We start from the raw sequence: 25,196 nt of genomic DNA, 5'->3' as shown, positions 1-25,196 counted from the left end.
ACCTTCCGGCTGATTTGATTTTGATTTATTAAATTCGCCTAATATTACTTTTGGATTTTAAGAAATAGAAGATCTTACTTCTTCCAAGATTCGATCCATTTCCAGGATACCTTCTTCGAATAATGCTGGTCCCGGTTGCAAAATGATTGCTGGGTCCATTTCGAAAATTTTATCGTTTTTGATCGCAGGAATGTCTTTCCATTCTTCTCTGGTACGGACCCATTCAAAATCCATAGGTTTTCCACACCAACTTCCGATGATTAGATCCGGCTTTGCGTCTGCCACTTCATGGAGGCTTACAATCCTATCCTTGGCCAAGGATTTTTCTTTCAAATTTGCGAAACAATCTACTGCTCCTACAATCTCCAATAATTCCGAAACCCATCTGATCCCGGTGATGATTGGATGATCCCATTCTTGGAAAAAGACTTTGAGTTTAGGTTTAGAAGAAGAACGTTCTTTGATCTCGTTTAATTTTTTCTTATATGATTCGACAAGCTTAGAAACCTGTTCCGATTTTCCGATCAGCGATCCTACCATCAAAATAGTTTGGAAAATTTCTTCTAAACTTCTTTGGTTGGTGATGAGAACGTTCAGACCTTCTTTTACCAGATCATGAGATAGTTGTGCTTGGATATCCGAAAAACCGATGACCAGATCCGGATCTAAATCCTTGATCCTCTTTATGTTTCCGTTAATAAAAGCGGAGACCCTAGGTTTTTCTTCTTTGGCTTGGGGAGGTCTTTCGGTGTATGCAGAGATTCCCACAATCCGATCTTCTTCCCCTAATAAATAGAGAAGTTCCGTAGTCTCTTCAGTTAAACATACGATTCTTTGCGGACCGATTCTACTCAACTGTGATACTTCTTCTTATCATCTATTAATTTTTCTACTACACTTGGATCGGCTAGGGTGGAGATATCTCCCAAACCTTCGAACTCACCGGATGCAATTTTTCGAAGGATCCTTCTCATAATTTTTCCGGATCTGGTTTTAGGAAGTCCGGGGGCCCAATGAATCACGTCAGGTCTTGCGATCTTTCCGATCATTTTTTCCACGGTGGCGATCAGTTCTTTTTTAAGAGAATCGTTCGTGGTCACACCTTCTTTCACTGTGACATAGGCATAAATTCCCTGGCCCTTGATATCATGTGGAAATCCTACAACTGCGGCTTCCGCTACGGAAAGATTTTCTACAAGTGCACTTTCGACTTCTGCGGAGCCTATCCTGTGGCCTGATACGTTAATCACATCGTCCACTCGGCCTGTGATCCAATAATATCCGTCTTTGTCCCTTCTTGCTCCGTCTCCTGTAAAATAGTAACCTTTATAAATGGAGAAGTAGGTATCGAAAAATCTTTTTGGATCCTTAAATACTCCTCTCATCATAGAAGGCCAAGGAGATTTAATCGCTAGGTTTCCTGAAACTTCTCCCTTAGAGTTGATCTCTTTTCCTTCATCATCCAATAAGACAGGTTGTACTCCGAAGAATGGAAGAGTGGCAGAACCTGGTTTTTGAGCGATCGCTCCAGGCAAAGGAGAGATCATGATCGCTCCAGTTTCTGTCTGCCACCAAGTGTCTACGATGGGGCATTTGGATTTTCCAACATGTTTAAAATACCATTCCCAAGCTTCCGGGTTAATCGGTTCTCCAACAGATCCGATCAATCTAAGACTGCTTAAGTTTCTTTTTTCGATAGGATCTGTTCCTTCTCTCATCAAAGAACGAATAGCAGTAGGTGCCGTGTAGAACACTGAGACTCCATGTTTATCGATCACATCCCAGAATCTTCCCACATCAGGATATGTAGGAACTCCTTCAAACATGATAGAAGTAGCTCCGTTAGAAAGTGGGCCATACACTAAATAACTATGACCAGTTACCCAACCAATATCAGCAGTACACCAATAAGTGTCCGTAGGTTTGATATCGAAAACATAATGAAAGGTCATATTGACCCCGAGAAGATACCCTCCAGTTGTATGAAGAACTCCTTTAGGTTTTCCTGTAGAACCTGAAGTGTATAGAATGAACAAAGGATCTTCCGAATCCATTTGTTCCGGCTTACAATAAGCAGGGAGATTTGGATCATTCATCAGATAATGCCACCAACGATCTCTTTCTTCTTTCCAATTTAGTTCTGTTTCTTGTCCGGTTCTCCTGACAACGATCACATTATTTACTTTTTCAGAAGATTGATCCAAGGCAGTATCCACAGCTTTTTTGAGGTCTAGACTTTTTCCACCTCTATAACCGCCGTCGGAAGTTACGATCAGTCTTGGTTTACAATCTTCGATTCTACTTTGTAGAGCCTCCGGAGAAAAACCCCCGAATACTACCGAGTGAATCGCTCCTATCCGAGTACATGCAAGAATTGAAATGGCGAGTTCCGGGATCATAGGCAGATAGACCATGACCACATCGCCTTTTCTGATTCCTGAATTTTTTAGAACGTTTGCAAACTTATTCACTTCACGATACAGATCGTAGTACGTATAAGTTTTGGATTCCTGCGGATTATCACCTTCCCAGATGATCGCGGCTTTATTCTTTAAAGGAGTGTCTATATAACGGTCGAGGCAATTATAAGAGACATTGATCTTGCCTCCTTCGAACCATTTTACTTTTGCATTCTTAAAATCGTGATCTAAAACTTTAGTCCATTTTTTGAACCAGGTAAGTCTGGTAGAAGCTTCTCTGGCCCAGAATTTTTTAGGGTTCTCTATTGATTCTTTGTATAATGCCTTATAATCTTTGAGGTTGATATTTGCCGTTTTCTTGAAATGAGCGAACGGCTGGACGATTCTTTCTTTCGACATGGCTTATTCCTTCGCAATCGAATACGAAACTTTTTAATTTCCGTACTGTCCACTCATTCTCCAACGAAATTCGAATATCTAGTCATGAAGGGACCGGCGCTTATGTTGCAAAAAAGTTGAACATTCGTTTTAAATTTCTAACTTAATCTTACTCTCTTACGAGATAGTTTTTATATAAAATCTCGCCTGTTACGTAAAAAAAAGAATGCCCCCCGACCGCATCTAACCAGGCTCGGCTCAATGTCAGAAAAATTGGATGTTCGGGAAAGTTTTAAGCGTAGGTTCCTTGTTTGGTTAGTGCCTACTCTAGTCGTATTTTTACAGAGGATCATCGGACTCACCTCAAAAAAGGTGGAATTAGGAAAGGAGCATTTTAATTCTCTGTATCCTTTAAAGAAGCCGTTTATCCTTTGTGTATGGCATACAAATGTTCTTTATTCACCCTACTTGAATAAGAATCGTAAGTTAGCGGTTTTGATTTCTGAATCTAAAGACGGGGATTTTATTACCGGAGTGGTGCATAGATTCGGAAATGGAAGTATTCGCGGAAGTTCCTCCAAAGGTGGTTCGAAAGCTCTTAAGGCAATGATCGTTCACTTGAGAAAAAATCTTCCTGCAGCGTTTACACCGGATGGGCCTAGAGGTCCTGCTTGGATTGTTCAGCCTGGGGTTATTGCCGCCGCCCAGGTTTCTCAGGTCCCTATCTTACCTTTTCATTATGAATGTACGAAACAATGGATTGCGGAGAAGTCCTGGGACAAACACAGGATCCCTAAACCTTTCACAACCTTTGTGATTTCTTACGGAGAACCCATCCTGATCCCTAGAGATCTGGATGAGGCCGGTTTCGAAAGAGAAAGATTGAGAGTAGAGAAAGCAATGCTCGAAAATAAAAGTCGAGCAGAGCAAAAAGCGGAAGAGCTTAGAGGCAACAAATCTTCTAGGTCGAACCGGTCCGAATTAAATCCAGAAACTCGCTCCTAGTCACCATATTCGTCTTAAATTCTCCGAGCATACAAGATGTGAAAAGTTCGGAGTTTTGTTTTTCTACTCCTCTCATCATCATACAAAGATGTTTTGCCTTGATGACCACTGCAACGCCTAAAGGATCCAAAACTTCCATGAGGGCGTATGCAATTTGTTCGGTCATTCTTTCCTGAACCTGTAATCTTCTCGCGAATACGTCTACGATGCGTGGGATCTTAGAAATCCCTATGATCTTTTTATTCGGAATATAACCTACGTGAGCCTTTCCAAAAAAAGGAAGAAGATGATGTTCGCAGAGGGAATACATTTCGATGTCCCGGACTAAAACCATACCTTGGCTGTCCTCTTCGAAAATTGCTCCGTTTACAATCGTATCTATATCTGCTTTATAACCGGACGTCAGGAATTCGTAAGCTTTTCGGACTCTTTTAGGAGTGTTTAAAAGTCCTTCTCGATTCGGATCTTCTCCGATTGCTTTTAATATACTCGTTACTTCGTTTTCCAAGGTGTATCTCTCCGTTCTTCGCTTTGAAAAATGTATGTAGTTAGACTCGTCTGGACAAGTCTTGGCGCTTTCCTTCTCTTTTCAAGGGGAAAAGCGATTGGCTTGCCATTCCGACTTCATCCTATACGATGGTTTAAATTTTACATGAAGCCCAGAAGGATCAAAATCGGATTTGATGCAAGGATGATTGCCCATTCGGGGATCGGTTCCAGGATCAAAGGGCTTTTACATTGGCTCGGAGATATCGCCTCTAAAAAAGGAATCCAAATAGTTCTTTTGGGAAATTCTGATCTTATAAAAAAGAATCTCTCACCTAAAGTTTTATCTACTTACGAAATCTTAGAATATAATGCAGGGATCTATTCTTTCAAAGAATGGTTCGGTATCCCTGAGATGAAAAAATTCGATCTGTTGGATATCCCTCATTTTAATGCTCCTTTAAAATTTCTAGATCGTTCTGTCGTGACCATTCACGATATCATTCCGTTTAGAATGAAGCAGTTCCATTCTTCTTTTTTGAAACAAGTCTATATGAAACTTGTATTTTTATTCCTTAGGAAGAAGGCCAAAAGGATCATCACTGTTTCCGATTTTACTGCGAAAGATATTACCGAAGTTTTTTCATTTTCTCCATCTCAAATGCGAACCATCTATAATGGCCTGGACTCAAAAACTTTTTCTCCCAAGAGCGATCCAGAAAAGAAGAAGTTCCTAAAACAGTATGGACTGAAATCCGGATACTTGCTCAGCGTTGGGATAGGAAAAGAGCATAAAAATTTAGGATTTGTGCTTCGTTCTCTTAAAAAACTTTGGTCCGAAAAAAAGATCAAAACAGATTGGGTGATCGCTGGCTCCGGTGGAAAACTTCCTAATTATTTAACAGAAGAAGCAAAAGGTTGGGAAGATAGAATTAAGCTAGTTCCTTATTTGTCGGAACAAGAACTCGCCACTCTCTATTCAGCGGCAGGATTGCTTGTTTATCCTTCACTATACGAAGGATTTGGATTTCCCCCTGTGGAAGCTCAATCTTGTGGCTGCCCTGTATATTCTTCTAACGCAAGTGTTCTTCCTGAAATTTTAGAAGATACTGCGTTCTTTTTCGACCCAAAAGATTCCTTATCCTTCGAGACAGGCTTAGTTCGGCTATTGGACTCTCCTAAACTTTTAAATTCCAAGACCAAAGTGGGTTTAAAAAATTCTAAGAGATTCGATTGGAAAAAATCAGCAACCGAAATCGTAGAAGAATATTTGGAACTGGTGAAGAACTAATTTAAGGATTTTTAAAAGAAGGTTTTCCGAGAGAAATTTTTCTTTCTTCTATTTTAAGCCGGATCGATTTCCTTTCGTCCTCAGAATACATGGTCCATCTGCCGATCTCTTCTAGGGTGCGATAACAACCTTCGCAGAGACCGGTGTCATAGTCCATATTGCAAATTTTGATACATGGAGAACGAACAATCATCCTAAGAACTACTTGGTCTTTTTGACCTTCTTCTTATTCGACGTTGTTTTTTTAGGTTTCACCTTTGCAGATTTTGCAATTGTGCTGCTTCCATTCTGGTCTACCATTCCTGATAATTCAGTGAATAGAGAAAGTCCTGAAATTTTGCCAGGAACGATTACGTGGGCCGCTCCGTTATTTCTAAGAACTTCCGCTTCTTTTGGATCATCCGTAGTCAGAATGATCTTCGGTTGGTGATGCCTACAGATACTTTTTAAGGACTCCAGTAATCTGCGATTGGTCGTTCCTTTTAAGATCATATCGGAAACCGTACATACAATGTATCTTGCTTCTTCTATTCCCAAATGATGAAGGCTTTCCGGATTTGCTAAATCTCCATACGCCCAACGGATTCCCTTAGATTCCAGAGTTTGTCTATAGATTGGATTAAAATCCACGACCAACATTCTTTTTAACCAAGAAGGTTTATCATCTTCTATTCCATCGATCAAACCTTGGGCAATTCTGAAATATCCTAACACTACGATATCTCTTTTGGTTTCTCCAGTCACTTGGGATTCTAAAGGTTCTTTGTTTTCCTTCACCCCAAAGATGGATAAGAAGGAGATAATCCCTCTTGCGATCTTATCGTTAAATAAAATTACATAAGTGGAGATGATAGAAGCGATGATCATAGAAGTAAGAACGATCGCTTGCAGATCTTTTCCAATATGTTCCTTTTGCACTCCGAGCGCCAAGATCACCAAGGAAAATTCCGAAATTTGCGCTAAGTTTAGACCTGCAACAATTCCAGCTCTTAAACCTTTGCCGGAGAAGAACACAGTCGGAGCAATGATCAAAACTCGGCTCACTAAAACGAATCCGACAGCTAAGAATGCGAGACCTAAGTCGCTTGCACTCGGAGCTTGGATTTTCATCCCTAGAGCTACGAAGAATAATGTAATGAAGAAGTCCCTGATGCCGGAAAGTTTGCTGATTACATCTGCGCCGTAAGGGAAGGCTGCGATACTCACTCCGGCAATCAATGCTCCCATCTCTTTGGAGAGTTGGAGTTTTTCCGCAACACCGCATAAGAAGAAACACCAAGCGATAGAAGTGATTAAAACCAATTCTGGTTTAGAAGCTGCGAATAGGAAAAGTCTGGATAGAATATAACGGCTGATCACGAAGGAGATAGCAACAAGAGCAATACCTTTGACTAAAGAGCCGAGCACGTTCAGGATTTGAGGATCTTGCAAATCCGGTTGGATTCCCATAAAGAGAATAGCCCAAATATCCTGTAAGACCAAGACTCCTATCGTAAGTCGCCCTGCTACCGTACTGATCTCGAACTTATCATGTAGAAGTTTGACCACGATCATTGTTGAGCTGAGAGAGAGTGCGATCGCAAAGTAGAGAAGGTCAAAATTGCCGGGAGCAGGAGGGAAGAATGTGCGGAATGCGAACCAAGCCGCCGCGACGCCTAAGAAGAATTGTATAACTCCCAGGGCAAACATGGATTTTCCCATTCTAGCCAATTCTTTTAGATCGATCTCTAGACCGATGATGAACAATAAAAGAATCAAACCGATCTCAGAGATCAGTTCTATACTCTCTTCACTTTTAACATAACCGATGGTCAGCTTTCCACCCACAAAAGGTCCGAATAATGGGCCGATGATCAAACCGGCGATTACATAACCTAAGACCAGAGGTTGTTTGAATGCTTTTGCTATGATTGCGAAAAGAGTCGCGAAAATAATACTAAGGGCGATATCAACTAATAGAGTGAGTGAATGATGTTCCATCTTTTCGGTATGAATTCCCCTTAGATTAGTTTTGTTGGAAGGATATTACAAAAAGAAATTATTAAATGAATATAGTCCATTCACTTTTTAATATGGATTTTGTATCCAGAGAATGAGGGAGGCAAGCTCCATGAAGAAACTTTAGTCGTTGGACTTGAATAAATCCTTAACTGCGTCTTTTGCTTTGGACAAAGTATAATCTTCTCTATCGATCAGCACGAAATCTAAATTTTCTTTTTCTATTCTAGCCAAAACTTTGGCGATGTCGGCGGGAGATTTTAAGTTGGTCGCCAGATATTTGAATTTAGTACCACATTCTGGACAGGACTTGTCTTTCGTATAATTCAGTCCTAGATGTTTACATTTTCCGCAAGTTCCGTACAGATCGTCTATGATCATCAATTGAGAAGAAACTTCGCTCACGCTCAGTTTTTTCCAGACCCGGATATACTTTTTGTCTTCGGCCGACATTCTTTTAAAAAAACGAATTCGAAGGATTAGTCAAGGGTTTTACGGATCGTTTGGAGAATGATAGAAGTCGCCTCTTCTAATTCGCTTTTGGAAATACAAAGAGGAGGAGCGAAACGGATGGTATGATCATGAGTTTGTTTCGCGAGAATTCCGGACTCTAATAGTTTATAGCAAATTTTTTTGGCTCTTGGTCCTGTCTTGTCGGGGAATAATTCTACTGCGTTTAATAATCCTTTTCCTCGGATCTCTTTTACTTTCTCAGGATATTCCGACTTTAGAGCCTGCAAAGAAGAACGGAATTCTATTCCTCTTATTTCAGAGTTCTCGGATAAATTTTCCTCCAATAATACTTGAATGGCGGTTTTGGCAACTGCCGCGGCTAATGGGTTTCCGCCGAATGTGGATCCATGAGTTCCAGGTTTTAAAGTTAGAATGATTTCGTCGGAACCCAAAACTGCAGAGACAGGAAGAGTTCCTCCAGACAAAGCTTTGCCTAATACGAGTAGATCCGGCTTTACATTCTCATGATCTGCGGCTAAAAGTTTGCCTGTTCTTCCAAGTCCAGTTTGCACTTCGTCCAGGATCAGAAGAACATTATTCTCGGAACAAAGTTTACGAACTTCTTTTAGGTAACCTTTTCTCGGAACAATTACGCCTGCTTCTCCTTGGATGGGCTCCACCATGAACGCGGCTACATTAGGATCTTTTAATTCTTTCTTTAATGTTTCGATATCATTAAATGGAATAATAGAAAATCCCGGGACAAAAGGGCCAAAGTCCCCCCTGCTGGTAGGATCGGTAGAAGCGGAAATTGCCCCGATACTTCTTCCCCAAAAGTTACCGGAAGCAAAAACGATCTTAGCTTTGTCTGCTGGAATTTTTTTGACTTGGTATCCCCATCTTCTTGCAAGTTTGACGGAGGTTTCGGCCGCTTCTACTCCTGTGTTCATCGGGACCATTCTATTGAATCCGAATATATCGCATAAAAATTTTTCCATAGGACCGAGCTGGTCATTATAGAATGCTCTAGAAGTAAGAGTTAGTTTTTCGGATTGGGCCTTTAAGGTTTCTATAATTTTAGGATGGCAATGGCCTTGGTTTACCGCGCTGTATGCAGATAAAAAATCAAAATATCTTTTTCCATCCGTATCCCAAAGAAATATACCTTTCCCTCTTTCCAGCACCACCGGAAGAGGTTCGTAATTAAATGCTCCGTACTCTTTTTCGGTATCGAAGTAAAATTGGGAAGTTTGCGTGTGCATCGTACTCGATTCTAACCGGTTCAAGAGTCGCACAAGGAGATTTCGGTATTTTACCTTGACTTTTATGTTTCAACTTGTTGAAATTTATTACATGCAATTCTCTTTTCCGAAAATATTCACTTCTGTACCGATTGTTTTTGCGATTATGTTCCTTACGAACTGTCTTTATACAAATATCAAATCTCCCGGCTGGTACTATTCTCAAAGTTATTCAGACGTGAGAGGAATGGAACCGGTAGGAAAATTAGAAGGGACTTCCTGCGGAACTAGCTGGCTTTGGATGGTTTACACTGGGGACGAGAGTTACGAAGCTGCAGTCCAAAATGCGATCAAAGACAAAGCGGATCTTCTTTTCGATGTGCAAACGGATTATAGTTACAAATCCTTTATATTCGCTCTTTATTTTGAAAAATGCACCAGAGTTACCGGGATCGGAGTGAAACTTCCTCAAAGACTTTTGAAAAAAGAATGAAATTCATTCCTTACATACGGACCTTTTTTCTCATTCTGATCTTTGCAGAATTGATCGGTTGTATCCAGATGGGCGGGGCAAACAAGGCCTTGGTCAGAAGAAATCCTGAGCCTTATCCGACTGGGATTGGAATTCCACCGGACAATGATGTTCATTTGAATGGTGCAAATTTCAGAGATCCTTCTATCCATTATGGAGAATCTTCGACAAGACTGAGGACTGGTGGTTTTGACGGTTATATCCGCACTACTACTTCTCTTCCTCATAAAGATATGTTCCATGCATCTTTAGATGGCTGGGATTGGTCCGAACATAGGATCGTAAGATTCGAGGGAGAAAGTAAGGGATGCCAATTCGGTGTACGTTTGTTTCTTCCTATTAAACGAGGGTCTAACGACGCATTCATTCCGATTCATTTTACCTTCGGAAACAAAAGTTTTTACGAAGAATTGGGTGAGCAGATGAAGTTGAATTCTATTGAAGCCTTATTCGATAGTAGGCTGGACGTGGAGTACACCGCCTATATCTTCGGATTATTCAGAAGAAAATGTCTGAGGTTTCAAAGTTATGGCATCCAAAAATTCTAACTCTATTCCATTATTCTTATCAGCTATTTTAGGTTTTTTAGCAGTGGCCCTTGGTGCATTCGGCGCTCATGGATTAAAATCAATACTGACTCCGGACTTGCTTACCATTTTCGAAACCGGAGCAAGATACCATCTTATCCATGCGGTAGTTTTACTCGTATTAACATTGGGTGGAAAACTTTCGGAGTCCAAGTTTAGAAGGATCGGATTTTGGCTGATCTTTAGCGGGATCTTGATCTTCTCCGGTTCGTTATACACACTTTCTTTAACAGGGATCAGAGTTTTAGGTGCAATCACCCCTCTTGGCGGATTGGCGTTTTTAGCCGGCTGGGCATCTATCGCTTATTCCGCTTTTTTCGATAAAGAATAAGTTCTTATCTGGAAATATGAAAATTAAAATCCGTATTTCCAAAAGTTCCATATAATCTTAGCCAGATGGGCAATAACATTTCACTTGCTCTTGCCCCAGTAATATCACCTAGATCGATAATATTCTTCCAACCGAAATCATTCGCTAAAAGGTCCGAAACTTTTTTCTTAGCTTCCGGATCGTTTCCACAAATAAATACATCATGCTCTCCCGGAACTCTGTTTGCGTTTACCATGATGGTACAATTCATTGTGTTGAGTGTTTTGACAACTTTCAGATCCGGAAAAGATCTTTGGATGGTTTCTCCTAAAGAGTCATTGGTTCCAAAAATTAAACCGGGAGGTCTTCCTTTGGAAAAATCTAAAGCATTAGCAAGATCTACTAAAATTTTCCCTTTTAAGGTTTCTTCTCCCGTAGAACGTAAAACTTCTACGCTGATTTCTCCCTTTGTACAATTGAATAAAATATCACCGAAATAAGCTGCGTCTTTGAAAGTTCCTTGAGAAGCTTTGTTTCCGGATTTGGAAACCCATTGGGCAGCTTTTTCATTTGTAGCGGAACGGGATCCCATTTTTACTTCATGTCCTTTTTGGACCAGTTTGCTTCCGATGGTTTCGCCTACCATTCCTGTCCCTAAAATTCCGATTTTCATTTATTTCTCCGTATATGATTTCAAAATATTCGAATCGATTCGATTGACGGTTCTTAGACAAAGAATTCAATTTATTGTTCTTTCTATTCTTTTTCTGTATTGGAAAAAAGAAATAAAACTGTAACTGTATTCCTTTGTAAAATTAGGTAATGATATCCAAAGTATGAAGCAAGAATATACAATTTTCCAAATAGATGCTTTTACAGATTCCTTATTTAAAGGAAATCCTGCGGCAGTTATTCCCTGGGAAGGAGAATGGTTGCCCGATCCTAAATTGATTGATCTAGCCGCGGAAAATAATCTATCAGAGACTGCCTTCTTTCGTCCCAGAAAGGAAAAGGGGGAATATGATCTGAGATGGTTTACTCCAGGTGTCGAAGTAGACCTTTGTGGTCACGCCACTTTGGCGAGTGCATTTGCAATTTACGAAGTGTTGGAAAATAAGTCGGATGCTTCTTTTTTAAAATTTCATACTAAGAGCGGGCTCTTGGAAGTGTTTCGGGAGAATGGAAAATACTATTTAGATTTTCCCTCAAGGCCTCCAGTAAAGACCGAGTATTCACCGGAGGATCTATCTTCTTGCTTTAATATAAAAGCGAAAGAAGTTTTGAAGGCTAGAGATATCTTATTCGTTTTTGAAAAAGAATCCGAGGTTCGAAATCTAATTCCGGATCACGAGGCTTTGAAGAAGCTTCCATTCTTTGCGGCGATAGTAACCGCTCCAGCGGATAGTGGGAAGTCCTATGATTTTGTTTCCAGATTTTTCGCTCCTGCCAAAGGAGTTCCGGAAGATCCTGTTACTGGTTCTTCTCATTGCACATTGATCCCTTATTGGTCGGAAAAGTTTGATAAGAAGGATTTGAATGCGTACCAAGCTTCCGCAAGAGGGGGGCATTTAGTATGCGAGAATAGAGGAGAGAGAGTTCGTATCGGCGGAAACTGTAAGTTGTATCTGAAAGGTTTTTTTTATTTAGAGTAGAAGTGTTACTTGTAGGTTTTGTTCTTCAAACCTGAATCCAATATTTGCAATATCTTCTCTGCTTCTTGTAGTGCGTTATTCTTATCAATTTGTAAGACAGGATTATTTAGTTGGCATTCATTGAGAAGAACTGAATATCCATGTACTAGCGACCAGGCTGCAGTTGCCATTTCTCTTGCTTCAAACTTATTGATCTTAAGTGATTCACAGATCAGCACCGTTTCCCACAGTTTTAAGAAAGAATTTTTACCTGCTTCCGTTAGGTCTTTTAGATCACCGACGGGCCCAAGATCTATATGCCACATTGCTCTATAATAGCCTACATTCTCCAGACAAAAAGAAATATAAGCAAGGCCTAGTCTTTTCAATCGATCAAATGGATCGGAAGGAGAAGAGGCTTTCTCCGCTTTTGTAAATTCTTCCGTAATTTTTATAAATCCGTCCTTAGAAATTTGGGCCAGAAGATCCCTATGAGAAGGGAAATGTCTATACGCTGCCGCATGGCTGACTCCAGCTTCTCTTGCGATCTCTCTGATGGTAAACGCAGAATCTTTGCTGATTTCCAAACGTTTTAAGGCTAATGATTTTAGGGTTTCAGCCAAATTTCCATGATGATAAGAACCTTCCGGCTTTTTCATTTTTTTCTTTGCAGGCATAAAAAATTTCCTAAAAAATGTTGACGTTGGTAACATTTGGTGTTACCAATAGTAACATTCTGGGACCGAGTCCTAGATTTTTCAAGTAAATCCCGGGACAAAAAAGGGAAAGGACGAGGTTTTATGACTCCAGAACTAACATTTAAATTGGCCAGCAACTTTGCGATCGTGGGCTGGTTATTACTTGCGGGTCTACCAAATGCAAGAGTAACCAAACTACTGGTAAGGAATGGAGTTTGGCCCTTGCTCCTTTCCGTATTGTATTTGTTGATACTCGCATTTCATGCAAGAGGGGGTTTCGATTTCGGATCTCTGGAAGGTGTAACTAAACTTTTTGCTAATCCCTGGGTATTGCTTGCAGGTTGGGTGCACTATCTTGCTTTCGATCTATTCGTTGGGATTTGGGAAACAAAAGAAGCAGAGGTATTGGGAATTTCTAGATGGATCCTGATCCCTTGTTTATTTTTCACATTAATGTTCGGACCTATCGGTTATTTATTATTTCAAATCGTACGTTGGAGAAAAGGAGGAAGTCGTGCAAACATCTAATGTTTTATATCCGAATCATTCTCAATCGAAAGGTTTTTTCTATAATTTAAGAAAGAATAGAAGCTTAAGTTTTTACACAGGGTTGGTATCTTTACTTTTAATACCGGTGTATATTCTTCTTTCCCAAATTGATCCGAGATTTGTTGTAGGAGCGAATACTTGGATTAAACCATTAAAATTTGCAGTTTCGATTGGGATCTTTCTCTGGACCATGGCTTGGTTCTTGGAACTATTGGGAGATTTTCCGACCTTTAGAAATAGAGTAGAAAAGTATTTTGTAATCTCTACCGCAGTAGAATTAGTGCTTATCACTTTACAGTCGGCAAGAGGAGTGCAATCGCACTTCAACCAATCATCTGCACTTGATGGAGCGATTTATAGTATCATGGGGATGTTTATCTTTCCGATGATTCCTGTCTCGATCTGGATGGACAAAAAATTTAGGCTTATAGGTTCTAAGTTGGATCCTCGCGCCTTGACTGCTATTCGATTTTCTCTTTGGATATTCGCAATCGCTTCGGTGATCGGAGTTTTTATGTCTGCGAGACTCGCTCATTCAGTGGGAGTTCCTGACGGGGGTCCCGGATTACCTATTGTGAATTGGAGTAGAAATGGCGGCGATATTCGGATTGCACATTTTGCAGGAATTCATGCATTACAAATTCTTCCGTTGTTTGCTTTTTTAGCGATCAAACAAGGCTGGGATCTTTTAAGTGTTAAAATAGTTTCTATAAGTTATTCCATCTTAGTTGGAGCTGTATTCGTTCACGCGATGTTTGGACGCCCATTGATTTAAGATATTCCAAATCCGAACCTGTCATATTTTGATTTGGTTCGGATCGATTTTCTTTTTCTATTTTTTTCTCACTTTCTAAATTGGAATTTCAGTCCCTCGTTTCGGGATTACTTATGGAAATTCTATGGTTTCCAAAAAGCCTAAACAGACTAAAGATAACTATGAGATTATTTCAGAGATCTTAAAACCTCATACGAAAAGTATTTTGGAGATTGTAAATTCTCTTAGAAACAAGATCAAAACGAGCTTTCCTGACTTCGAAGAAAGAGGTTATCCTGTTTGGAAGGCGATCGGCTTTAGAGATAAAAACTCAGGCTATATATGTGGTATATTTCCTTTTGAAGAGACTGTTCGTTTGATCTTTGAGTGGGGAGTTTTGCTCAAAGACCCAGAAAAGATATTATTAGGAGATACAAAACAAATCCGTTACTTGGAATATTTTTCTTTAAAAGAGATCGATACAGAGCCGATCCAAGAATTTCTGGAACAAAGTTTGAAACTCCCGAAAAGTAAAAAAGAAAAAGAAATGATCATAGGAAGTATGAATTTTGTTAAAAAGCCGGCTCTTAAAAAAAGGAAATCATAATGGAATATTTTAAATCGGTAATGATCTTTCTATTTGCCGGTCTTTGTGAAATCGGCGGTGGATATCTTGTATGGCTTTGGTACAAAGAATCTAAATCAGTAATCTATCTGATTGTAGGTGGACTGATCTTGGCCTTGTATGGAATTGTTGCAGCTTTACAATCGTCTTCGTTTGGAAGAGTATATGCAACGTATGGGGGATTTTTTATCGTAATGTCGTTATTATGGGCTTGGAAGATGGATGGATTTCAACCGGACAGATACGATATTATTGGATCTTTGATTGCGTTGTTCGGAGTCGCAGTGATCTATTATGCGCCTAGATAATAGATCACTTAAATAGAAAGATTAACCTCTCTCTGTTCCGAAATAGAATTTTCCCTGTTTGCGGATCAGATTTCTGCTGATCAACCCATCTGCTATGATGAGTAATCCTTGTGCCGCAGCATGTTTCTTTTCGTCCGGAGCTTCGTTTTGTTTGGACATCAATTCATGAACAAAGGCCCTACGCTTTGCATCCATAACTCCCAACATGGAGCCGCAAACTTTTTTATCTCCCACCAAGAATGCAAGTGCTAAGGTTTGAGGAGGAGTTTCGTTGCATAAATAAAACAGTGCTAAATTATCAAAGTAGGACAATTCTTCGAAGGACTTTAGAGTTAATTCTTCCTGATCTTCTCCGCTCATACTGCTTCCTGTTCCTTGATCTTAGAGTCCAAATATTCTACCAAGTATTTGGAATTCGGTTCTTCTCCGGTTGCTTGACGGACCAGTTCCTTTGCTTCCAAACTTCTTCCCTTGCTGTGAACATGTTTTCTAAGCCATTCGAGGAGAGAAGAAGTTTCTCTGTTTTTCAATTCTTCCGGAAACTTAGGATTCTGTTTCAAAAAGGCGGAATAAAGTTGGGCCGCATAAATATTTCCCAAAGAGTAAGTAGGAAAATAACCGAAGGCTCCTCCGCTCCAATGAACATCTTGTAAAAAACCTTTGGAATCATCCGGAACATCCACGCCTAGTAAGGATTTCATTCCATCTTTCCAAGCACCAGAAAGATCTTTTAATGCGAGTTCCTTTTTGAAGATCGCTCTCTCTATTTGGAATCTTAGGATTACATGAAGATTGTAAGTAATTTGGTCCGCTTCTACTCGGATCAAAGAAGGTTTGGATTTGTTCACGAAAAAATAAAGTTTAGAAAAAGGTAGAGAAGCTTCCGAAATTCCTAAGTTTTTCAGAAATAAAGGATAGATACCTTCCCAAAATTCTTTGGACCTTCCCACTTGGTTTTCCCAAAGGCGACTTTGAGATTCATGAACACCCAAAGAAACGGAATCTTTTAAAGGAGAAGGACCTCCTGGCAGCAAAGAAATTCCCGCTTCATATAAGGCATGTCCGGTCTCATGTAAAACCGAATACACAGAAGAAAGAGGATCAGATTCTTCATAACGTGTCGTGATCCTTTTATCGAAAGAACCTAAAGAGGTGGAAAATGGATGCGCACTGGAATCTAAACGAAATCCGGACTCAGGCAGACCCAAAAGAACCGGAAGATTTGTATTAAAAGGAATTTGTGAATCGATCGGAAAATTTCCCTGAAATGGGAACGTAGCATCCTTTGCTTTTGCGATCAAGGGGACTAAGGATTTTCTAAGATCTGCAAATAGAACTTCTAGATCTGCAGCTTTCGCCTCCGGTTCATATTCATCTAAAAGAGCGTCATACGCTTCCGTTGAAAAACCGAAATAGTCGGCTTTTTGAAAAACAAGATCCACGATCTTTTGTAAGATAGGAAGAAAAGAAGAAATATCATTCTTCTTTCTTGCATCTACCCAAATAGAATGAGCCTGGCTTGTGACCTTGGAAAATTCTTCCACCCAAGAGATCGGTAAACAAGAAGAACGGTCCAAATCTTTGAATAATAAATATAGTTCTCTTTCTCTAAGAGATTTACCTGGAGCATCAGAACGAGAATTTTCTTCCCTGGCTTTTTCCGCTAAACTACGAAATGAATCTCCAATAAAAGATTTATGAGCGAGTCCGGAAAGAAAACTAAGTTGGTCTCCTCTTTCACTTAAGCCATCGCTTGGGATGCCGATTTCCATATCCCAATGCAAGACACTTCCAATATTTCTGAGATGATAGATATTACGGAATTCATCCCGATAGGCCTTAAACGCCGGAAGGATATTTTCCCAATTTTGAAGTTCAGATTCCCACATACTTAAAAAACATTCTTTTCGATTGACATCTCGTCCACCAACCAAAAACTGACTTTTATCTAGCGGGCATGGTGTAATGGCTAGCACCGTAGCCTTCCAAGCTTCTAGTGAGGGTTCGAGTCCCTCTGCCCGCAAATTTCCTCCTTAATCTAAAATATTTTGTCTGACGGTCGTAAAAATAATGACTATGGCAACAGCATATTTCATTTATTCGCTATGAGATACCGTTTATTATTGATTCTCAAAATTGTCTTTTTCGCTCTTTTACCCGCAATTCAATGCTCTCTATTAAAGGGGGATTGTAGAAAAAATGATTCTTGTCCGATTTTTTTTACTGAAAGGTCAACTGGGTATGTTAATGAGAACGGGGAATATCAATTAGATTCGATTCCAGAAGGGTCAAGAATAACAATTTTAACAGATCTTAATGGGGAATTCCAAAGTACAAAGAAATTTTCACTGGATGTAAAATGTTTATTTAATGATCGAGTAGTTTATTTGTTAGCTTTAAATCTTCCTTATAATCAAAATATTTATGTGCTGAATTACTCTGGAGTCAATCTATATGAAAAGCCTGATTCTAATTCTAAGATTTTAGCTAAGCTACGTTACAGTGACTTGGTCGTAGTTAAGAACGTTACTCGAAAATTTTCCGACCCTGAAGGTTTCATTCTAGTAAAGAATGTGAATGGATCCGAAACAGGATGGGCTCATCGCAAAAATTTTACTGATTCAGATTACAACCCCGCTCTTCATAATAAAACGATCCATGAACTAATGGAAAAATACTCGATAATCGCAGTAAATGAAGATGCTGGAATTACGCTTACTTGGAAAGGGAGTAAATTCGAGGATTTAGATTGTAGTCTCAAAAATCTTCCTTGTTCTCCCCAGATTTCCTTTGAAAGTCAAGGTGAGTCCCCTCGAAAAGAAAAAATTCTGATTCTGATCTCAACTGAATCCCAACGTAAGCCTTCTCATAAATGTGAAATCGATTGGAGTGGTTTAGTTGATTTTTATAAATATATAGAGAACAATAAGTTAGATGCTTACTTAAGTTGCGAAGAATTGGAATAAGAGGGATTGGTTGTAAAAATCAAAAAAACGAGTCTCTAACTTACTAACAAATCGGACTCAAATTCAACTTTTGTCAGAAAGTTTTTTCTGGACTTGTTTTTACTTCGGTTCTAAATCTGACCTCACTCTTTGGACCGGTGGAAAATTATGGATCGAATTCCAAAATACGTTTCTATTCTTTTGATTCTTTTGTTTGCGGCGACCTTATCCGCTCAAAACGAGACCTATACCGTAACTGCAAATTCTTGGCCTGCTGATTTTTCTTCTTTCGAATCGTTTCGAGATGCGAATGCAATCAATCCGCAAGGAGCTGTTATCGTTCTTTTGGCCGCTCTTTCTATTTATTCCAAAAATGCGGAAGAAGGTAAGAAGGCATTGATCATTTCTTTGGACGCTAACTCTCTGATCTCGGATACTTCTCCTAATGGATATAAAGGTTTTAATATCAACCGGAACACGATCGATTTAGTAAAAAGGCAGTTAGAACAACATCCTTACTTGATCGGTTCTTATCTTCCAGGTTCTTCTTTCCAAAATGGTTATAAACCTTCTAACCCTCCTTATAATTTTACACTAACCTCAAATCGTTTCAGTGGAACGGAAGAGTCCGGGCAGAAAAAATTATTTCTTCCTTCTTCGGGGGCTGACACTCCAAGGCCTGTTACCGTAAAGAGAAATGCAAAAGGTGTATGGAAGGCCTCCGAGTTTTCCAGCTTATTGGTAGGCATTAAAAAACCTGCGACTTCTAATCCTGCGGATGATCTTTGATCATTTTTTAAATTTGCGATATTAAATTCTTGGAGTAATTTCCGAGATCTTATCTTCTAATCATTATAGCCGGAATATCCGGTTGTAATGATGTTCTCTTTTCGGATCTTTTATAGCTTACTTCTTATCTTTTCCTTTTGTTTGAGTTCCTGCAAACATCATTCGAATGGAGATAAAAATTCTATCTTAGTATTTCTTTTAACAAGAGTTTGGATCCCTGCTCCTGGAACAACATTCCAGATCCAATTTACAGATACCTTGGATGAGTCTGTCGATGCACAAGTATTCGATATAGATTCAGATCTTACTGATTCGGACCCGACTGTAATCCAAAGATTGCATACGTCTGGAAAAAAAGTAATCTGCTATATTGATGTGGGTTCCTACGAAAATTACAGGTCGGATGCTTCTGATTTCCCACCCGAAGTATTAGGAAATGTTTATAGTGGTTATCCGGATGAGCAATGGTTGGATATCAGACGTATTGATCTTTTAAGTCCGATACTTTCTGCACGTTTCGATAAGGCAAAGGCAAAAGGTTGCGATGGGATAGATCCTGATAATCTAGATGGTTATCAAAACGATACGGGTTTTCCTTTGAGTGCCGATGATCAAATTAGATTCAATCGTTGGATCAGTGATCTAGCTCATTTTAGAGGAATGTCTGCCGGATTAAAAAATGATCCAGACCAAATTCCGGATCTGATCGGAAACTTCGATTGGGCTGTGACGGAAAGTTGTTATGATGATGGATGGTGTAATTTAGAAGAAGCATTTCCAAACAAAGGATCTGCGGTTTTTCAGATAGAATACGTGGAGAATGGAACGACCAAGAACGATTTCTGTTCTCAGTCGATCTCATATCATTTATCCGGTTTTTTGAAAAACCAAAGTTTGGACGCTTATCGCGATCCTTGTCCTTAAGAAGCTTCTTTTTGGAGCATATCCGCGGCAAAAGCTTCTTCCAATTGACGGACAGCATTTTTAGAATAAGCGATCAGTTCTTTTTCGTTATGTCTGAGTTTGAATTGATCTTTGACCATTCCTTCATCATAATCTCTGAACTTTTGGATAAAATATTTTACCTCTGAAGGTAAAAATCCCAGATCTTTTAAAGTTTCTTCCGCAAGCTCAAGGGAAGAAGAAAACGTATCTCTTCGTATCGTTTCAATTCCCAGTTCCATCAGATCGAAATAATGAGATCTGTTTCTTGCTCTCGCGATAATCCTTAAGTTTGGAAAATTCTCTTTAGCCATCTTGGCGATCTTTACAGATAACTCTGCGTCTTGGATCGCAAGCACAAGTATCTCAGCGTGAGCTGCACCTGCCGCAGTTAATAGATCCAGCCTACTTGCATCTCCATAGTAGATCTTATGTCCGAATTTTCTGGCAGCATTTACCTGGTCGGCATTATGTTCTAAAGCAGTGAATCTAATCTTATGCAGATATAACATCCTGGAGATGATCTGTCCCACCCTTCCGAAACCTGCAATGATCACTCGGTTCTTTTCATAAATAGGATCTGCAGGCCTCTCTTCTTCTTCGTGTAAATAAGGATCTATTACCTTCTCCTTAATGATCCCTATAAAAGGAGTGAGTATCATAGAAGCGGTAACGATCACGATAGAATAGTCGGTGGTTTCTTTTGATAGAACACTGAGCTGAGCGGCAACATTTAGGATCACAAACGCAAATTCTCCACCTTGGGAAATGCTAACCGCAAGATTGGAAGAAGAATCGGAAGTAAGTTTCGCAATCTTCCCTAAAACAAAAAGAACAATTCCTTTGACGGACATCAAACCGAATGCAAGTCCAAAAATTAGGAACGGATGATTGATTAGAATTTCCAGGTTCATAGACATTCCAACCGCAAGGAAAAATAGCCCTAATAGTAATCCTTTAAAAGGTTCCAAGTTTGCTTCTAATTCATGTCTGTATTCTGAATCTGCGAGTAGCACTCCTCCTAAAAAGGAACCGAGTGCCATGGACAAGCCTACCTTCTCCATTGCAAAAGAAACTCCTAGGACCAGCACCAAAGAAAGAGCCACGAAAATTTCGTGGTTCCCTGTAGCTGCGATCATTCTGAAAAGAGGTCGCATCAAAAAACGTCCGCTTAATACCACCAAAAGAATAGCCGCAATTGCGGTTCCTAATTTATAAAAATTGAATCCACTATGAGCTGTTTGTCCAGGTTCCAATGCCGCTAAAGGAAGAATTGCCATCACCGGGATCACTGCCAAATCTTGGAAAAGTAAGATTGCAAATGCTGATCTTCCGTAAGAAGTATTAAGTTGATTTTTTTCCGCTAAAGACTGAAGAGCAAAAGCAGTGGAAGAAAGTGATAAACTCACCCCTAAAATAATCGAAGGAATAAATCCCAACTGGAATAAATAACCGATCAATCCTCCTAACAAAAACGAGGAGACTGCTACTTGGAAAAATCCCATTCCAAAAACCGGTTTTCTAAGCACCCAAAGTGTTTGAGGTCGGAGCTCCAACCCGATCAAAAAAAGGAGAAGGACCACACCGAATTCCGCGAAATGCATGATTTCGGTTCCACCGGTCACTAGTCGGATCCCATGAGGTCCGATTAAAATTCCTCCTACGACATAACCTATGATGGAGCCTATTCCCAATTTTTTGAAAACGGGAACACATAGAACTGCCGTGCTGAGTAGAATAATAGCGGTAACGAGTAGACTTTTCTCTTCCATTAATGCGCTTCCTTTCGGTTTGGATTAATTTTCATTAGACATTTTACGGATAGGTAATAAAACCACTTTTCCTATGTATGATTCTTCTCCTCAAAGTGGAAAGCGCTATAATTATTTAGGATTAATATGAGGAAAAAGCGGTTTCTTCATATGATTTGCGTTAAGAAACATCTTTCAGGCAAAAATGAGTAGATAATAAACAATTCGAAAAAAATCAAAAATTTATGATTCGCAAATTACGATTTTCCAAATTCATTTTTATACTTTGCGTTTGCTCTGTTTCTGGATCGCTTTTTTCTGAAGATGGGTCCCAAGAGAAATCAAGTAAACCGAAAGAGAAGACGCTCCAAATCAAAGAAGAGAATCCTAAGGCCGATCTTAAAAAAGCTTCCGACACAAAAGACGAGGAGGAGGAAGAAGGTTTTAAAAAGGAAGAACTGAATCCTAAAAAGAAAGATGATCTGGTGATTCCGATTCAATTCGGTTTTTTTATAGACGGTTATTATAATGCAAGTTTGAACCGACCTGCCTCCAAAGAACTATTATATACAACCCAAGCCACTCGGACAAACGAATACAATATCAACCTGGCCTATCTGGATGCCAAAGTAGAGACTGATAAATATAGAGGAAGATTTGCGGTCCAATACGGTACATCAGTCGTCGCAAATTATTCTGGAGAGGGGACCACAGGCAAAACTTCTAACGAGACTTCTATCCGTAATATGCAAGAAGCGTATGGAGGTATTCGGTTAGGAAAATCCACCTGGCTAGATGCAGGAATTTATTTCGGACATTTGGGATATGAATCTTGGATCTCTCATGAGAATTTTGTTTATACTCGTGCATTCTCTCTAGATTACGTACCTTATTATGTTTCCGGAGCAAGACTGAGCGGAAAGATCAGCGACAAAGTTTCTTACCAACTTCATTTGAATAATGGATACCAAGTAGTTACGGATAATAATAAAGATATCTCCGGAGGTTTTCGATTAGAATGGAATCCTTTAGGCAATTTGATGTTTCGCTGGAATACTTTTATAGGGAATGAACAACCCACTACTACTCCGAAAGAAACCAGGTACTATAATAATTTTATCGCTGAATGGAAACCATTCCAACGTCTTACCTTAGCTTCTTCCTTTGATGTGGCTTACCAAGAAAGGGCAAGTAGAGAAGACTTAGTTTATACTCCGGAAGGTCCGATCTATATTCGTCGAGATGGCACTGCGTTTAGACAAACCTATGTGGGAAACTTATGGCTTGCCTATCGATTCTTGCCTGATTGGAGAATAGGTGTCCGGTTAGAAAGATATTTGGATCGAGAGCAGATGATCGTGGTCACGAATACCAAAGATGGTTTTCAAACAAGTGGAGCTACCGCCACTTTAGATTATCATCCAGATCCCGCAATTTTGGTGAGATTTACATACCAGTACAGAAGATCCATGGATTCTATTTATCCTCATGAGAATGATACATCGAAACTAGATCGTATGTTCATTTTCTCTCTTTCTCTCAAGATTTAAATCGATCTGGAAAAATTATGGGGAGAAGTTTTTTTCCAGAAATACCAGGAGGAGATAGAAGAATATTCTTACTCAATTTGGAATTTATACTGGAACCGATTGCGATTCGGTTTCTTTCGCAAACATCTAAGCAGGAAACTTCCAGAACTTTAACACCTAGGATTCCTTCCAACCGAAGAGCGTCTTTTAATTCAGATTTCAGGCGGGTCCTTCTACCATTTGTTTCTCCACTTATTTTCATCGCACATTTACTACATATGAAAATTGCTTCTTCCCAATCTGCGGAAACAGATTCCACATTCTGTATCTGGCCTTCTTTTCTTCTTTGAAATAAAGAAATTAAATTCATTTTGATTCCTCTTAAATCATGTTGGAAGAAGAGCCGGATCCTTGGATTTATTTTACAACTTTTTATTAAAATCCAATTTTTACAGCTATACCTCGGTCTTTAATTTTGTCGTTTTTTCAATGAATCTTTTAGAATTTTTCTAAAAAAGATTGAACAAAATTAAATTGTATGCAATCTATTTATTACGTAACTAGGAGGTGCCCACACGTGGCCCAGAATTTATACGAACTAACCGCTACTTTAAACAATGGAAGCGAAAAGAAATTACAAGATTATAAAGGAAAGGTTCTATTGATTGTCAATACCGCGAGCCAATGCGGATTTACTCCTCAATACAAAGGCCTTCAGGAAATGTACGACAAATACAAGGGAAAAGGTCTAGAAATTTTAGGATTCCCTTGTGACCAATTCGGTCACCAAGAGCCGGGAACCGACGCTGAGATCCAAAGTTTCTGCCAAGTGAACTTCGGGGTAAATTTCCCTCTTTTCAAAAAGATAGAAGTGAACGGAGACGGAACTCATCCTGTTTACCAATACCTTAAAAAACAAGCACCAGGACTTTTGGGAAAATCCATTAAATGGAATTTTACCAAGTTCTTGATCGATAAACAAGGAAACGTGATCAAAAGATTCGCTCCCCTGACCCCTCCAGAAAAACTGGACAAACAGATCGAGGAACTTCTTTCCAAGTGAATTACGAATCCTTAAAGTTAGAGAAACAGATCTGTTTCCCACTTTATGCTTCTTCCAGGGCGGTGACTGCTTTATACAGACCGCTTTTGGAGGAGTTCGATATTACCTATCCTCAATATCTTGTTCTTTTGGTCCTTTGGGAAACGGATAAAATCCCTTTAAAAGAAATAGGGGAAAAATTGTTTTTGGATTCCGGGACCCTAACTCCTCTTCTCAAAAAAATGGAATCCTCAGGTCTTTTGACTAGAGATCGATCCGATCAAGACGAGCGTTCTCTTGTGGTTAGCCTAACCACAAAAGGAAAAAAATTGCAAAAAAAAGCGGTTTGTATCCCGGAACGATTGTTGGAAGAATCAGGTCTCACTCCCGAAAAGGTGGAAGGCCTAAAACGGGATTTGGACGACCTTCTTATTATCCTAGAACAAAAATTAAGAAATTCGGCGTGACAAATCCGTTTTATCGAAAACTATAGAGCCGCTTTTTTAAATAGTGCGCTCGCGCTAAGGAGTTAAGAATGAAACGTTTATTATCCGCAATATCATTTGCTGCGGTACTTATTTTCGGAGCTTGTTCTTCCGAACAAAAAAAATCGGAACATGCTTACGTTCCGAATTCGGATATTCGTGTTGTAGAGGCGAATATGGTCAAGGAAGGAGATAAAAGAATTAAGGCAGAAGCTGTTTTAGGAACTCCTACTTTCGAAGAAAACACGCAAGACGGATCCGTTTTAGAATGGTATTTTGAATCTACTACTTACCAAAAAAATTCTTATAAAACTCTAGCTGAAAAACCTTCTAGAGTAGATGATACTACTAAGTATATCAAAGTGATTGTTGATAAAAAAGGCGTGATCAAAAAATACGAATATAAACTCTAATTCGAAACTTAGATTTATAGCTACAAAAAGGGCC

30 protein-coding genes and 1 tRNA gene are annotated in these 25,196 nt (G+C 39.5%); 18 read left to right on the top strand and 13 right to left on the bottom strand.

Features of this window, described 5'->3' with window-relative positions; genetic code table 11:
- Window positions 1-57 precede the first annotated feature (57 nt).
- Window positions 58-855 carry a cobalamin-binding protein gene (locus CH365_RS06005; protein ID WP_100767688.1) on the bottom strand — a complete coding sequence of 266 codons (798 nt, stop codon included), beginning with the start codon at window positions 853-855 and terminating at the stop codon, window positions 58-60.
- Window positions 852-2,819 carry an acetate--CoA ligase gene (acs, locus tag CH365_RS06000; RefSeq protein WP_100767687.1) on the bottom strand — a complete coding sequence of 656 codons (1,968 nt, stop codon included), beginning with the start codon at window positions 2,817-2,819 and terminating at the stop codon, window positions 852-854. Before acs ends, CH365_RS06005 begins: the two co-directional genes overlap by 4 nt.
- Before the next feature lie 240 nt (window positions 2,820-3,059).
- Here acs and CH365_RS05995 point away from each other — a divergent pair, with 240 nt between their 5' ends.
- Window positions 3,060-3,803, top strand: coding sequence for a lysophospholipid acyltransferase family protein (locus tag CH365_RS05995; RefSeq protein WP_100767686.1), 744 nt, complete (start codon window positions 3,060-3,062; stop codon window positions 3,801-3,803).
- Here CH365_RS05995 and folE read toward each other — a convergent pair.
- On the bottom strand, window positions 3,760-4,311 hold the full coding sequence (folE, locus tag CH365_RS05990; RefSeq protein WP_008591026.1) for a GTP cyclohydrolase I FolE: 552 nt from the start codon (window positions 4,309-4,311) through the stop codon (window positions 3,760-3,762). The genes CH365_RS05995 and folE overlap by 44 nt on opposite strands.
- A 144-nt stretch (window positions 4,312-4,455) precedes the next feature.
- On the opposite strand from folE, the gene CH365_RS05985 reads away from it, so the two are divergent.
- Window positions 4,456-5,580: a glycosyltransferase family 4 protein gene (locus tag CH365_RS05985; protein WP_100767684.1), complete on the top strand. Its 1,125-nt coding sequence runs from the start codon at window positions 4,456-4,458 to the stop codon at window positions 5,578-5,580.
- Between the two features lies 1 nt (window position 5,581).
- On the opposite strand, the gene CH365_RS05980 is transcribed toward CH365_RS05985, so the two are convergent.
- The 4 genes from CH365_RS05980 to rocD all read right to left on the bottom strand — a co-directional run bounded on the left by CH365_RS05980 (window position 5,582) and on the right by rocD (window position 9,293).
- A complete protein-coding gene (locus tag CH365_RS05980) occupies window positions 5,582-5,773 on the bottom strand; it encodes a DUF1289 domain-containing protein (RefSeq protein WP_100767683.1) in 192 nt (63 codons plus the stop codon).
- An 8-nt stretch (window positions 5,774-5,781) separates the two neighbouring features.
- A complete protein-coding gene (locus CH365_RS05975) occupies window positions 5,782-7,560 on the bottom strand; it encodes a cation:proton antiporter (protein ID WP_100767682.1) in 1,779 nt (592 codons plus the stop codon).
- A 141-nt stretch (window positions 7,561-7,701) separates the two neighbouring features.
- Window positions 7,702-8,031, bottom strand: coding sequence for a hypothetical protein (locus tag CH365_RS05970; protein WP_008591045.1), 330 nt, complete (start codon window positions 8,029-8,031; stop codon window positions 7,702-7,704).
- A gap of 26 nt (window positions 8,032-8,057) precedes the next feature.
- Window positions 8,058-9,293: an ornithine--oxo-acid transaminase gene (rocD, locus tag CH365_RS05965; protein ID WP_100767681.1), complete on the bottom strand. Its 1,236-nt coding sequence runs from the start codon at window positions 9,291-9,293 to the stop codon at window positions 8,058-8,060.
- 145 nt (window positions 9,294-9,438) lie between these two features.
- Between rocD and CH365_RS05960 the strand changes: the two genes are divergently transcribed.
- Genes CH365_RS05960 through CH365_RS05950 form a run of 3 tightly spaced genes read left to right on the top strand, consistent with a single transcriptional unit; the run spans window position 9,439 to window position 10,722 of the window.
- Entirely contained in the window at window positions 9,439-9,765 is a 327-nt protein-coding gene (locus CH365_RS05960; protein ID WP_175284896.1) for a TRL-like family protein, read from the top strand.
- A complete protein-coding gene (locus tag CH365_RS05955) occupies window positions 9,762-10,352 on the top strand; it encodes a hypothetical protein (RefSeq protein ID WP_100767680.1) in 591 nt (196 codons plus the stop codon). Before CH365_RS05960 ends, CH365_RS05955 begins: the two co-directional genes overlap by 4 nt.
- Complete coding sequence (locus tag CH365_RS05950) at window positions 10,333-10,722, top strand: DUF423 domain-containing protein (RefSeq protein WP_100767679.1); 390 nt, start codon at window positions 10,333-10,335, stop codon at window positions 10,720-10,722. Before CH365_RS05955 ends, CH365_RS05950 begins: the two co-directional genes overlap by 20 nt.
- Before the next feature lie 4 nt (window positions 10,723-10,726).
- On the opposite strand, the gene CH365_RS05945 is transcribed toward CH365_RS05950, so the two are convergent.
- Window positions 10,727-11,374 (bottom strand): NADPH-dependent F420 reductase, encoded by a 648-nt coding sequence (locus CH365_RS05945; protein WP_100767678.1) that lies wholly within the window; start codon window positions 11,372-11,374, stop codon window positions 10,727-10,729.
- 163 nt (window positions 11,375-11,537) lie between these two features.
- Here CH365_RS05945 and CH365_RS05940 point away from each other — a divergent pair, with 163 nt between their 5' ends.
- Window positions 11,538-12,353: a PhzF family phenazine biosynthesis protein gene (locus tag CH365_RS05940; RefSeq protein WP_100767677.1), complete on the top strand. Its 816-nt coding sequence runs from the start codon at window positions 11,538-11,540 to the stop codon at window positions 12,351-12,353.
- 5 nt (window positions 12,354-12,358) lie between these two features.
- On the opposite strand, the gene CH365_RS05935 is transcribed toward CH365_RS05940, so the two are convergent.
- The gene (locus tag CH365_RS05935) at window positions 12,359-13,009 is read right to left on the bottom strand and encodes a TetR/AcrR family transcriptional regulator (protein ID WP_100767676.1); all 651 of its coding nucleotides are present in this window, start codon (window positions 13,007-13,009) and stop codon (window positions 12,359-12,361) included.
- A 123-nt stretch (window positions 13,010-13,132) separates the two neighbouring features.
- Here CH365_RS05935 and CH365_RS05930 point away from each other — a divergent pair, with 123 nt between their 5' ends.
- From CH365_RS05930 to CH365_RS05915, 4 genes are all read left to right on the top strand, one after another.
- Window positions 13,133-13,558: an ABA4-like family protein gene (locus CH365_RS05930; RefSeq protein ID WP_100767675.1), complete on the top strand. Its 426-nt coding sequence runs from the start codon at window positions 13,133-13,135 to the stop codon at window positions 13,556-13,558.
- On the top strand, window positions 13,545-14,354 hold the full coding sequence (locus CH365_RS05925) for a hypothetical protein (RefSeq protein ID WP_100767674.1): 810 nt from the start codon (window positions 13,545-13,547) through the stop codon (window positions 14,352-14,354). The genes CH365_RS05930 and CH365_RS05925 overlap by 14 nt, the downstream gene beginning before the upstream one ends.
- Before the next feature lie 124 nt (window positions 14,355-14,478).
- Entirely contained in the window at window positions 14,479-14,940 is a 462-nt protein-coding gene (locus tag CH365_RS05920; protein ID WP_100767673.1) for a DUF1801 domain-containing protein, read from the top strand.
- Window positions 14,940-15,266 (top strand): YnfA family protein, encoded by a 327-nt coding sequence (locus CH365_RS05915; protein ID WP_100767672.1) that lies wholly within the window; start codon window positions 14,940-14,942, stop codon window positions 15,264-15,266. The genes CH365_RS05920 and CH365_RS05915 overlap by 1 nt, the downstream gene beginning before the upstream one ends.
- A 21-nt stretch (window positions 15,267-15,287) precedes the next feature.
- Here CH365_RS05915 and CH365_RS05910 read toward each other — a convergent pair whose 3' ends face one another.
- Both CH365_RS05910 and CH365_RS05905 read right to left on the bottom strand, forming a co-directional pair.
- Window positions 15,288-15,626 (bottom strand): hypothetical protein, encoded by a 339-nt coding sequence (locus CH365_RS05910; protein WP_100767671.1) that lies wholly within the window; start codon window positions 15,624-15,626, stop codon window positions 15,288-15,290.
- Window positions 15,623-17,155, bottom strand: coding sequence for a carboxypeptidase M32 (locus CH365_RS05905; protein ID WP_100767670.1), 1,533 nt, complete (start codon window positions 17,153-17,155; stop codon window positions 15,623-15,625). Before CH365_RS05905 ends, CH365_RS05910 begins: the two co-directional genes overlap by 4 nt.
- Window positions 17,156-17,217: 62 nt before the next feature.
- On the opposite strand from CH365_RS05905, the gene CH365_RS05900 reads away from it, so the two are divergent.
- The 4 genes from CH365_RS05900 (at window position 17,218) to CH365_RS05885 (ending at window position 19,924) form a co-directional block, all read left to right on the top strand.
- A tRNA-Gly gene (locus CH365_RS05900) sits at window positions 17,218-17,289 on the top strand.
- Window positions 17,290-17,314: 25 nt separating this feature from the next.
- A complete protein-coding gene (locus CH365_RS20195) occupies window positions 17,315-18,232 on the top strand; it encodes an SH3 domain-containing protein (protein ID WP_125226293.1) in 918 nt (305 codons plus the stop codon).
- 147 nt (window positions 18,233-18,379) lie between these two features.
- Window positions 18,380-19,000 (top strand): DUF6935 domain-containing protein, encoded by a 621-nt coding sequence (locus CH365_RS05890; protein WP_100767668.1) that lies wholly within the window; start codon window positions 18,380-18,382, stop codon window positions 18,998-19,000.
- Between the two features lie 87 nt (window positions 19,001-19,087).
- Window positions 19,088-19,924, top strand: a complete 837-nt coding sequence (locus CH365_RS05885; protein WP_100767667.1) for an endo alpha-1,4 polygalactosaminidase — start codon at window positions 19,088-19,090, stop codon at window positions 19,922-19,924.
- Here the strand turns inward: CH365_RS05885 and CH365_RS05880 are convergent.
- Window positions 19,921-21,714, bottom strand: coding sequence for a monovalent cation:proton antiporter-2 (CPA2) family protein (locus CH365_RS05880; RefSeq protein ID WP_100767666.1), 1,794 nt, complete (start codon window positions 21,712-21,714; stop codon window positions 19,921-19,923). The two genes, CH365_RS05885 and CH365_RS05880, sit on opposite strands and share 4 nt — an antisense overlap.
- 224 nt (window positions 21,715-21,938) lie before the next feature.
- Here CH365_RS05880 and CH365_RS05875 point away from each other — a divergent pair, with 224 nt between their 5' ends.
- Window positions 21,939-23,243, top strand: a complete 1,305-nt coding sequence (locus CH365_RS05875; protein WP_100767665.1) for a porin — start codon at window positions 21,939-21,941, stop codon at window positions 23,241-23,243.
- Here CH365_RS05875 and CH365_RS05870 read toward each other — a convergent pair.
- Window positions 23,233-23,592: a hypothetical protein gene (locus CH365_RS05870; protein WP_100767664.1), complete on the bottom strand. Its 360-nt coding sequence runs from the start codon at window positions 23,590-23,592 to the stop codon at window positions 23,233-23,235. The genes CH365_RS05875 and CH365_RS05870 overlap by 11 nt on opposite strands.
- Window positions 23,593-23,799: 207 nt before the next feature.
- Between CH365_RS05870 and CH365_RS05865 the strand changes: the two genes are divergently transcribed.
- The 3 genes from CH365_RS05865 to CH365_RS05855 all read left to right on the top strand — a co-directional run bounded on the left by CH365_RS05865 (window position 23,800) and on the right by CH365_RS05855 (window position 25,162).
- The gene (locus tag CH365_RS05865) at window positions 23,800-24,285 is read left to right on the top strand and encodes a glutathione peroxidase (RefSeq protein ID WP_100767663.1); all 486 of its coding nucleotides are present in this window, start codon (window positions 23,800-23,802) and stop codon (window positions 24,283-24,285) included.
- The gene (locus CH365_RS05860; protein WP_100767662.1) at window positions 24,282-24,731 is read left to right on the top strand and encodes a MarR family winged helix-turn-helix transcriptional regulator; all 450 of its coding nucleotides are present in this window, start codon (window positions 24,282-24,284) and stop codon (window positions 24,729-24,731) included. Before CH365_RS05865 ends, CH365_RS05860 begins: the two co-directional genes overlap by 4 nt.
- Window positions 24,732-24,799: 68 nt before the next feature.
- The gene (locus CH365_RS05855; protein ID WP_100767661.1) at window positions 24,800-25,162 is read left to right on the top strand and encodes an LIC13410 family lipoprotein; all 363 of its coding nucleotides are present in this window, start codon (window positions 24,800-24,802) and stop codon (window positions 25,160-25,162) included.
- Window positions 25,163-25,196: the final 34 nt, after the last annotated feature.

It is taken from the genome of Leptospira neocaledonica (assembly GCF_002812205.1).
Lineage (GTDB): Bacteria > Spirochaetota > Leptospiria > Leptospirales > Leptospiraceae > Leptospira_B > Leptospira_B neocaledonica.
Note: the sequence above shows the minus strand (reverse complement) of the source record. Positions and strands in the feature narration are given on the sequence as shown.